The organism is Alcanivorax sp. HI0044 (assembly GCF_001634945.1).
In genome coordinates this window covers 1-1,095 of the sequence record NZ_LWEZ01001281.1, presented here as the reverse complement: position 1 = coordinate 1,095, position 1,095 = coordinate 1, and the positions used below count along the sequence as shown (strand labels likewise).

Sequence of the window (1,095 nt, the reverse complement as noted above, 5' to 3'; positions counted from 1 at the left end):
AGGTAGTGGACCGTCACGCCGGACGCCATGTATTCGTCGATATGGCGATGCAGCTTGCGGCAATACCCGCAGGTAATGTCGGTAAAGACAAACACTTCGGCTTTTTCGTCTTCAGCAGCGTAAGTGATCATGTCGTCCTTGTTCAGCGTCTTGATGCCTTCAGCGCGAACCTTTTCCAGGCGCTGCTCCGCCGGATTGACCACCTCTCCGTCTTTCAGCTCAAGCAGCTTGCCGATCATGATAAAACGGCCGTCTTCGCTCATGTAAACGGTTTCACCCCCGTTCACTTCCAGCGCCAGCATGCCCGCCATGGGCGCAGCACGCACATCACTGACCTCAACAGCAGGAAAGGCTTTCTTGAAAGCCGCTTTCGCCTGTTCACCATCGATCTCGGCGTTACCCTTGGCGGTTTCAGAACTGGCGCCACATGCGGTCATCAGCCCCAACAATACAAACAGCAAAACCTTTTTCATTATGTCGTTACTCCTTCTCTTACCTGTGAGAACCCGCCAGCTGGCTCAGGTTCCCGATCGGGGGTGATGTTTCTGGTAGACGTCTTGTAACCGCTGCTGTGCCACATGAGTGTAAATCTGGGTCGTCGACAGATCCGAGTGCCCCAGCAGCAGCTGTACCACCCGCAAATCCGCGCCATGATTCAGCAGGTGTGTAGCAAAAGCATGCCGCAGTGTATGGGGAGAGAGCTTTTTTTGCACCCCCGCGACCACTGCCAACTGCTTGATTCGATGCCAGAATGTCTGCCGCGTCATGCAGGTGCCGCGGCGGCTGGGAAAGAGCAGCTCCTGATTGCCACCCTGCTGATCCGCGGCCAGCAACTGGGGACGGCCCTCCTGTGCATAACGGCCCAGCCAGTGCAGCGCCTCTTCCCCCAGCGGCACCAGCCGCTCCTTGTCGCCTTTGCCGATCACCCGGATCAGCCCCTGGCGCGGATTGATCTGGCTCTGGGTCAATGTCACCAGTTCCGTCACCCGCAGGCCCGTGGCATAAAGCACCTCCAGCATGGCCCGGTCACGCAGGCCCAGCGGCGTGGAAAAGTCCGGCGCCGCTGGGCCTGCGTGACCGGGCCATGCTGGAGGT

Annotated in this window: 2 protein-coding genes; both read right to left on the bottom strand. The window is 58.8% G+C overall.

The window, feature by feature from the left end; all coding sequences use genetic code 11:
- A partial coding sequence (locus tag A3730_RS18470; RefSeq protein ID WP_304439508.1) for a disulfide isomerase DsbC N-terminal domain-containing protein occupies positions 1 to 473 on the bottom strand: 473 nt, incomplete at its 3' end.
- 45 nt (positions 474 to 518) lie between these two features.
- A partial coding sequence (locus A3730_RS18465) for a tyrosine recombinase (RefSeq protein WP_156501250.1) occupies positions 519 to 1,095 on the bottom strand: 577 nt, incomplete at its 5' end.